Raw genomic sequence first — 7566 nt, forward strand, 5'->3', positions numbered from 1 at the left:
TGTGAATAGCGTCTTGAAGCGACTCCCATGACTTTCGATGTTGAATTTTCCGGGTTAATCCCCACAAGGACGGTGAAATGACCCGCTATTTCAAAAGCCCAGACAGTGACCAGGTTGAAGAGGTCGATGCGTTTCAAGTTCTGGCGATATTGTTTCTGGGGGCGATCTATCTTCTCTTCGCCGGCCTTTGGCGGCACTTGCTGATTTGGGGCCTGGCGATAGGGTTGGGTCTGCTCGCAGGCCCACCTTGGGCGGCTATACCGATTGCGGTATTACCCATCATCTACTGTTTTCTGATACGCAAAATCGTAGCGGACGAGTACTTGAAGAAGGGCTGGGCTGAGGTGCCAGATCCAAAGCTTGCGCTCAAGGAAGCAACGCCACGACCACCAACTGCTCTTTGAACTTGGTGTACAACGTGAGTGTGTGATTCAGGTAGATTTTCGATCCGCTTGCTCGTTTTTCCGGCGAACCACTGCTCCACACGCCAAATACGATGACTTCTGTGCCTTTGCCCAGTGTCTGCAACCACTCGCTGTCTTTATCTCCAACACTGACCTTGAAGACGCTTGTCACATTTTCTGCGTCGGGCCGTTCGTATTTAGCCGTGAGATTCAGATAGCTCATGACCCGGCCGCTGCCTTCATCTGGCACGTAAACCCGGTCGACCGTGCCCACCACTGCGAAGGGGTGGCACTCGCTCCCCAGGCGTTGCAGCATTCGCCATGCATCTTCGTAGCGGTTTTTTTCAAAGAAAAAGTCTGACCAGCGAATTTTCTTAGTGCCAAAGCGCAGCACCAGATGTTGAGCCAGTTCATCATCCGCTTCGCACCGCTCACGCAGCTTAAGCAGATCAGCCGTAGTGCGCAGGTAGCTGGCCAGTTTTTTGCCGCTTGGCTGATATAGCTTGGGCTGTCTCTGCGTGGCAGAGCCATCCGTTGCTGAGGTCGTAAACTGAGCACCAGAGAGTGATTTGCCACCCAGATTATTGTGCAGCAGTAACAGGCGCAGTTCGGAAGCGCCGGCGTTGAGCGCTCCGATAAAGTCGGGATCGGACTCGGCGGCGACGATAGTTTTCAACTGGCCGAGGGCGTCGTATTTGCACCCGGGTTTGTGGTCGGAGTCACGACCGGCAGTCAGCCCGATGTAGGCGGCGCGGTCGAAAGGTTCCTTTCCCGATCGGTTGACGAGTCCGCGCGGTACAAAGCGCACCGGTGCACGGCAGTTGCCGCCGTCACACACCAGCGATGGAATTGTGCGGTTATGATCGCTGAGCGTTTGAAGTGCCTCGATAGTGTGCGAATGGCCCAGCGCATCCAATGCCGACGACATTTTTATTCCTTTGCCCACGCATAGCTCCTGATTGAAACGGCAGTTGAGTGGGGCTCATCCTATCAAGTGAAATCCCTGTCTGCGACCCGTAGTGCCGGGTCGTCCGCGCTTGAAACCCGCGCCAACTCTACGGCCGCAGTAATCGCTGCGCGTGCTTGAGGGCTATTCTTCCAGCACGTCGAACCAAGTGCCGCGGATGCTTGAGCCAGGATGTCGCTCACCTCTGACTGCGCGAGGTTGGCCAGCGATTCGATACCCATCTGCTCCAGCCGAGCAATGACGGTAGGACCTACGCCTTTGAGTGCGAGCAAGGCCGCTCTTTCTTCCCATGAGAATGGCATCTGCAAATTCCTTTTTTCAATGAGCCTTCAGGGGGGCGTTGCAGCTGTAATTTAAGTTGATGGGCCCCAAATACAGGGCGAGACCTCCCTCAGCCACACCCGCAGCCGATTTCGAAGGCAGTGACGCATGGCTCAGCAGAAAAGCTGAGCCACCGAAAGCAGGCAAATCACCTGGACAAAAATCTGAGCTCGAATGGGATGTTTCATCTGCGTTACCCTCCTGTACAGCTGCGGGTGAGAGTGTCGTGCACGATGTGAATCTTATCTGGATCGCCAACAACACTCGCAACTGTTCTACCGAGTATAGATCCTGAAACGAATCTTTCACGATGGGGCCGATTCAGGGCCCGGCAGGCGCTGTTTACAACTATCTGCCCAGCCCATCGCACTTTTTTTCATTTCTCCAATCTATCTTTGTCCAAGCCCCGCCGATTTCCCGCGAGGGCAAAAGAACCAGATCGGGTGCCGATGGATCGCACGTTACCTTTATTCAAGACTCGACGGATGCACCGGCCACTGTTGCTGGCCGTGGTGTTAATGCTCTGCGCCAATGGGTGCACCCAGCAGCAGGGGCGGGACATAGCCAAGCAGTTCAGCAATGGCAAACCCGATGAATTCTTCCAGACCAGTGTCGATCGCATGGCGACACTGGGCATGCGCGACAACTTGCAAAGCCTGTATTTGCTCATGAACAAGCTCTATCTGCGTAACCCCAACCAGTGGCGTCAATCGGGTTATCCGGATGCGGTGAGCGCTGCGCGGGAGATCCGCCTGGCCATTGAACAGCGCCGCTCATTGCCCGCCCTCGGTGAGCGTCGCGACCTGGCGGCCCTGAGTTATTCCTTGAGCCCTGAATTTCAGGGCGACCGGGTGGGCGCGTTTATCTATGCAATCGGCAGCATGCTCGTGACTGCCCATGGGGGCCGCACTGAGTTCTACATGACCGATTCGATCAATCCGCAGTTCGTCAGCAACGCCGCGCGTAACATCGAAAAGGCCACCTGGTTGCTCAGCAAGCGTCAGGATGCAAATGGCGTCCTGCTCCTGTTTTCCAACGAAATATCGGAGGAGGGCAGTAACCTGAGTTTCGCCGTCGAGTTCGGCAAGATTGTGGCGCGTCTGGACCTGTTGACCCAGATGCTCGATGAGCGCTACCGCCGTATTGGGCTTAACTATGCACAAAGCCTGTTACTGATGAATTTCCTGCCGGTGCAGTAATGCAGTTCGTCGCCAGGCACTTAAGCCCCAAAGCCGGTTGCCGATGCAGATTTTATCCCGTTGTGCTCTGTTATTTCAGAAGAGCGTTATCAAGCATCTGACAGTTGAAGAGTTGGACGCGATGACGGAGATGTATGTTGTTTCTGTTTTGAATGTAGGAAGCGGCCTATCTTGCATTCCGATGCTTGAAACACCTCTCTATGCGCAATAGCCTCGGATTTTTTTGAAAGAACGAGGCCCTACCTTGGGTAAGCGAAAAACGGTCTGGCCGACGGACCGCGAAATACGCCTGCGCTTTATCCTCTTCGCTGTGATCGACGCCGCGAGTGTTCAGGGCGTTCCCTCCGAGTTGTTGCTGCCGGCACATAAACTGCTGCGTGACTCGCCGACAGAGGCGCAGTTGCTCGCCGCTCTGGGTGAAATTCTTGCCGCTGATGAAATGCATGGGTTCAGGTTGCCACCGGGGTCGGAGGCCGATGAATTGATGCAGTCCCTGGAGAAGCCCGACGGCTAGCGTCATCCGTTAGATCGTTTATTTCCTTAAGATTGGACGAGATTCCTCAATCGAATATCCATGACGTCCATTCATGCGGGCTAGCGGATGTAAGTAACGTAATAGCGCCTGAATCATCGTTATCACGCCAAATACAGCTGTTTTGTTCAACTAAGCGTCCCTGAGAACATCCATTCCTGCTGCTGCGCCGTCGTCTTGCACAGCCCTCCGGCATCTCTAGAATCGGCGCCAGAACTTAGCCATTTCCTGTCGATTACGGAGTTTCGAACATGATGAATGCAATGCAGATGCCGATGAACACCTCCATGCCAATGATGCCGATGATGGGCATGCCGATGATGATGGCGACCATGAAATGCGAAATGGCCGCTGACGCCATGATGTGCACCATGAAGCCGGCGGCAGGCATGGACATGGCGCAGTTCAAGACCAACGCCGAAATGATGGCGATGATGATGAACTGCGGCATGCCGATGATGATGCAGTGCGCCAATATGTCGATGATGTGCATGTCGGCCGACGCCATGGCCATGATGACCGGCATGAACATGATGCCGATGATGGGCATGCCGATGCCCATGATGAAGTGCGTCATGGAGTGCACCATGATGGCCGATGGCATGATGTGCAAAATGATGCCGATGCCGGGCATGAGCATGGACATGATGAACAACTGCTGCATGCTCATGAACAAAATGATGAACGACTGTGCCATGCCCATGATGATGAGCTGCAACGGCATGCCGATGATGTGCTGCACCTGCTGACAGGTCCCGCGCCATAAAAAACGCCCCGATAAGTCGGGGCGTTTTTTTTTGCCGGGATTAATCCAGCCGCTCGGGGTAGGTGATCACCAGGAACGCTACGGCTTCGCTGTCCGCCGGGTTGCGGTAGCGGTGGGGCTGGTCGGCGTAGAACAGGATCGAATCGCCGGTGGACAACAAGTAGCGCTCGTCATTGACGCTGACTTCCAGCACGCCTTGGGCCACCACCAGGTTTTCCTGGATGCCCGGCCCGTGGCCTTTAGAGACCTCCTCGCCAAGTGCACGCAGGCGAATCTCGTAGAACTCCGACTGGCGTGCCGTGTCGTAGGGAAACAATGCGCGGCTGATAAATGCGCCATCGGCACTCACCAGGCGTTTGCTCTGCTGCGCCGGCAACACTTCAACCCCTTCGAACGCGCGATCCTCCAGGAACGCCGCCACCGACACCTTCAGACCCTTGGCAATTTTGCACAGCACCTTGATCGACGGCACGCTGCGCCCGGACTCGATCTGCGCCAGCATCGCCCGGCTCACGCCGCAGGCGCGTGCCAGGGCGTCCAGTGACAGGTGCCGTTTGCTGCGCAGCCGTTGCAGGTTATGCGCCACGCACAGGCTGATCACATCGTCATCGGTGTTGGGTTTGGGCAGTGGTTCGGGAGGTTCGGGAATCACATGCAGGAAATTCATTGGCCTACGCCCGGCGTGTATCGCTGGGTGTTGTGGCGTGGGTGGTAAACACCGCCAACCCTGCGCGTGCCGCGTACATCGTCCACATCAACTCGGCCGCAGCACGTGCCTGGCGGCGTTTGCGGTGGAGGGTAAAGTCGATGACGGTGGCGGATGTGGGCATGGGGGCGCTCTCGTAGGTAACTCAGTGGCTCCAGATTAATGCGTGCTGGTTATTTCTTTAAATACTGAGTTTGCATGTGTTAATTCGATTTTGGACTTAAAAAATAGAGCGCGTCCGACGCTGTTGTGGGAAGCGTCTGGTCCGTTATTAAGGCGTGACTTGGCGAGCATCGTTGCCTTCCCATCACTGTTCGCGTGATGGCCAAGCCTTTCACGCTCCCGCATTTCGAGGATCCGCCCATGCTGCTGCGCCCACCTCCGTTCCTGTTTGCCGCCCTGACCTTAAGCTCGCTGGTGCACGCCGAAGACCTGCAATTGGCGCCGGTCGAAGTCAACACGCCAGAGGCCAGTGCCGGCGAAGTCGCCCAGGCGCAGCTCAAGAGCGTGCCCGGCGCCACCAATTACATCGACATGAGCAGCGTGCAGCAGGGGCGGGTGAGCACCAACGAAGACGTGTTCAAGTACCAGCCGGGGGTGTACGCCAAGGCAGCGAATAATGAAGGGGTGAAGCTGTCCATTCGCGGTTCGGGCCTGAACCGCAGCCCGGGCGCCCATGCTTCGGGGCTGTACGAAATGTTCGATGGCTTGCCGCTGACCGGCCCCGGCGGCACCCCTTATGAACTCAAGGACCCGTTGTGGCAAAGCCGCGTCGAGGTGCTGCGCGGCGCCAATGGCTTTGATCAGGGCGCGTTGGCGCTGGGCGGCGCGGTCAACTATGTGACCCATACCGGCTACGACGCGCCCAAATTGCAAGTGCGCTATGAAGCCGGCAGCCGTGGCTATGCCCAGCGCGAGATCAGTTCGGGCCAAGTGCTGGGGGATGCCGACTACTACATCAGCCTGACCGACTCGGAATCCGACGGCTACCAGCGCCAGAGCGCGGCCACCGGCAAAGGCATGGCCGCCAACTTCGGCTACCGCTTCAACCCGGACCTGGAAACCCGCTTCTACTTCCGCTACCGCGAAACCACCAACGACACCCCCGGCAAACTCACCCGCGCCCAGATCAGCCACGACCCGCGCGCCGCCAACAGCCTCAACGCCGCCCGTGATTCCAAGCGCCTGCAACCGGGTTCCACCTGGATTGCCAACAAGACCACTTTGCAGCTGGATGACAGCTCGCGCCTGGAAGTCGGGCTGGCGTACCACGATTACCCGATGGACCTGCGCGAAGGCACCAACCGCCTCAAGGTTGCCTACACCGATATCAGCAGCACCTTGAATTACATCCGCCAGGACACGTTATTCGGCCACGACAGCAAAACCACCCTCGGCCTGCGCACCACCCAGGCGATGCCCAACAACGGCACATCGGAATACGTGCGCACGCCAGCCGGCAACACCGCAACCTACGCCCCCGGCACCAAGACCCGCGACTACAGCTACCTGGGCTCCGACACCGTGCTGCATATCGGTAACGACCTGGAACTGGTCGAGGATTTGTGGCTGACCACCGGCCTGGCCGCGATCTACACCCGCCGTGAAACCCAGGTCACCTATCCCGACGGCCAGGCGCCGCTCAGCCAGCACGACTGGGACTACGCTCCGCGCATCGGCCTGCGGTATGACTTCAACCCGCAGTTGCAGGTCTACGGCAACCTGAGCCGCTCGGTCGAGCCGCCGCATGCGTGGTCGATGATCTGGGGCTCCAATAAATACTTTCCCGTGGGCAGCGGCCCGGCCACTGGATTACAACGCGAAGGCGTCAGCCTGAAAAACCAGACCGCCACCACCCTGGAAATCGGTGGTCGTGGCGAAGCATGGCTCGGCCAGTGGGATCTGGCGCTGTACCGCTCCGAAGTGCGTCACGAACTGCTCACCGTGGAAACCCAGGCACAGACCTCGACCAGCAATGCCATCGTCGCCGAATCCAACGCCAGTCCCACCGTGCACCAGGGCGTGGAACTGGGCCTGCTCAGCCCGCTGTGGGACGGCGGCCGCAGCGGCAAGCTCGACGTGCGCCAGGCCTATACCTTCAGCGATTTCCACTACCGCGACGACGACCGTTTCGGTGGCAACCGCTTGCCGGGCATCCCCAAGCACTACTATCAGGCGCAACTGCGCTACAGCCACCCGACGGGTTTCTACACCAGCCTCAACACTGAGCATTCCTCACGGGTGGCGGTGGACTACGCCAATTCCTATTACGCCGCGTCCTACACGCTCCTCGGCGCCACCGTCGGCTACGACGCACCCAAACAGGACTGGCAAGCCTGGGTCGACCTGCGCAATCTCACCAACCGCCGCTACGCCAACACCGTCACGCCGGGCTACGACGACAAGGGCCTGGATGTCGCACGCTCCACCCCGGCCGATGGACGCGGGATCTACACCGGGGTGTCATGGAGCTGGCGCTAAGAGGACACACAGGTACCTGCTGCATGGAGATCAAACTGTGGGAGGGGGCTTGCCCCCGATAGCCATAGGTATCTACACAATTTTCAGAGACTGGCGAGTTCCCCTGTGGCGAGCGGGCTTGTCCCGCGTTGGGCCGCGTAGCGGCCCCAAAACAGCCGCTATGGAGTTTCTGATACACCGCATTCTGCTT

The 7566-nt window shown here is 58.1% G+C and carries 9 protein-coding genes; 4 read left to right on the forward strand and 5 right to left on the reverse strand.

Annotated elements, in window-relative coordinates; genetic code table 11:
• Positions 1–77 precede the first annotated feature (77 nt).
• The gene (locus tag AB1462_RS13615; RefSeq protein WP_367246857.1) at positions 78–404 is read left to right on the forward strand and encodes a hypothetical protein; all 327 of its coding nucleotides are present in this window, start codon (positions 78–80) and stop codon (positions 402–404) included.
• On the opposite strand, the gene AB1462_RS13620 is transcribed toward AB1462_RS13615, so the two are convergent.
• Positions 367–1350: a hypothetical protein gene (locus AB1462_RS13620; RefSeq protein ID WP_367246858.1), complete on the reverse strand. Its 984-nt coding sequence runs from the start codon at positions 1348–1350 to the stop codon at positions 367–369. The two genes, AB1462_RS13615 and AB1462_RS13620, sit on opposite strands and share 38 nt — an antisense overlap.
• 44 nt (positions 1351–1394) lie before the next feature.
• Positions 1395–1673, reverse strand: a complete 279-nt coding sequence (locus AB1462_RS13625; protein WP_367246860.1) for a helix-hairpin-helix domain-containing protein — start codon at positions 1671–1673, stop codon at positions 1395–1397.
• A 468-nt stretch (positions 1674–2141) separates the two neighbouring features.
• Here AB1462_RS13625 and AB1462_RS13630 point away from each other — a divergent pair, with 468 nt between their 5' ends.
• Positions 2142–2891, forward strand: a complete 750-nt coding sequence (locus AB1462_RS13630; protein ID WP_090402903.1) for a hypothetical protein — start codon at positions 2142–2144, stop codon at positions 2889–2891.
• A 244-nt stretch (positions 2892–3135) separates the two neighbouring features.
• A complete protein-coding gene (locus tag AB1462_RS13635) occupies positions 3136–3405 on the forward strand; it encodes a hypothetical protein (RefSeq protein WP_090402905.1) in 270 nt (89 codons plus the stop codon).
• Between the two features lie 253 nt (positions 3406–3658).
• Here AB1462_RS13635 and AB1462_RS13640 read toward each other — a convergent pair whose 3' ends face one another.
• The 3 genes from AB1462_RS13640 to AB1462_RS13650 form a co-directional block, all read right to left on the reverse strand.
• Complete coding sequence (locus tag AB1462_RS13640) at positions 3659–4165, reverse strand: hypothetical protein (protein WP_186731509.1); 507 nt, start codon at positions 4163–4165, stop codon at positions 3659–3661.
• Positions 4166–4229: 64 nt separating this feature from the next.
• Positions 4230–4856, reverse strand: coding sequence for a helix-turn-helix domain-containing protein (locus AB1462_RS13645; RefSeq protein ID WP_090402907.1), 627 nt, complete (start codon positions 4854–4856; stop codon positions 4230–4232).
• A 4-nt stretch (positions 4857–4860) separates the two neighbouring features.
• Positions 4861–5019, reverse strand: coding sequence for a hypothetical protein (locus AB1462_RS13650; protein WP_167361107.1), 159 nt, complete (start codon positions 5017–5019; stop codon positions 4861–4863).
• Between the two features lie 239 nt (positions 5020–5258).
• Between AB1462_RS13650 and AB1462_RS13655 the strand changes: the two genes are divergently transcribed.
• Positions 5259–7376, forward strand: coding sequence for a TonB-dependent receptor family protein (locus AB1462_RS13655; RefSeq protein WP_367246862.1), 2118 nt, complete (start codon positions 5259–5261; stop codon positions 7374–7376).
• Positions 7377–7566 lie beyond the last annotated feature (190 nt).

Source organism: Pseudomonas sp. SB113 (assembly GCF_040754745.1).
In the GTDB taxonomy this organism is placed as follows: domain Bacteria; phylum Pseudomonadota; class Gammaproteobacteria; order Pseudomonadales; family Pseudomonadaceae; genus Aquipseudomonas; species Aquipseudomonas grimontii.

Bases quoted from the DNA above. Each gene is read 5' to 3' on its own strand.
- AB1462_RS13615 (WP_367246857.1), top strand. From the start codon at position 78: ATGACCCGCTATTTCAAAAGCCCAGACAGTGACCAGGTTGAAGAGGTC.
- AB1462_RS13625 (WP_367246860.1), bottom strand. From the start codon at position 1,673: ATGCCATTCTCATGGGAAGAAAGAGCGGCCTTGCTCGCACTCAAAGGC.
- AB1462_RS13630 (WP_090402903.1), top strand. From the start codon at position 2,142: ATGGATCGCACGTTACCTTTATTCAAGACTCGACGGATGCACCGGCCA.
- AB1462_RS13645 (WP_090402907.1), bottom strand. From the start codon at position 4,856: ATGAATTTCCTGCATGTGATTCCCGAACCTCCCGAACCACTGCCCAAA.
- AB1462_RS13650 (WP_167361107.1), bottom strand. From the start codon at position 5,019: ATGCCCACATCCGCCACCGTCATCGACTTTACCCTCCACCGCAAACGC.
- AB1462_RS13655 (WP_367246862.1), top strand. From the start codon at position 5,259: ATGCTGCTGCGCCCACCTCCGTTCCTGTTTGCCGCCCTGACCTTAAGC.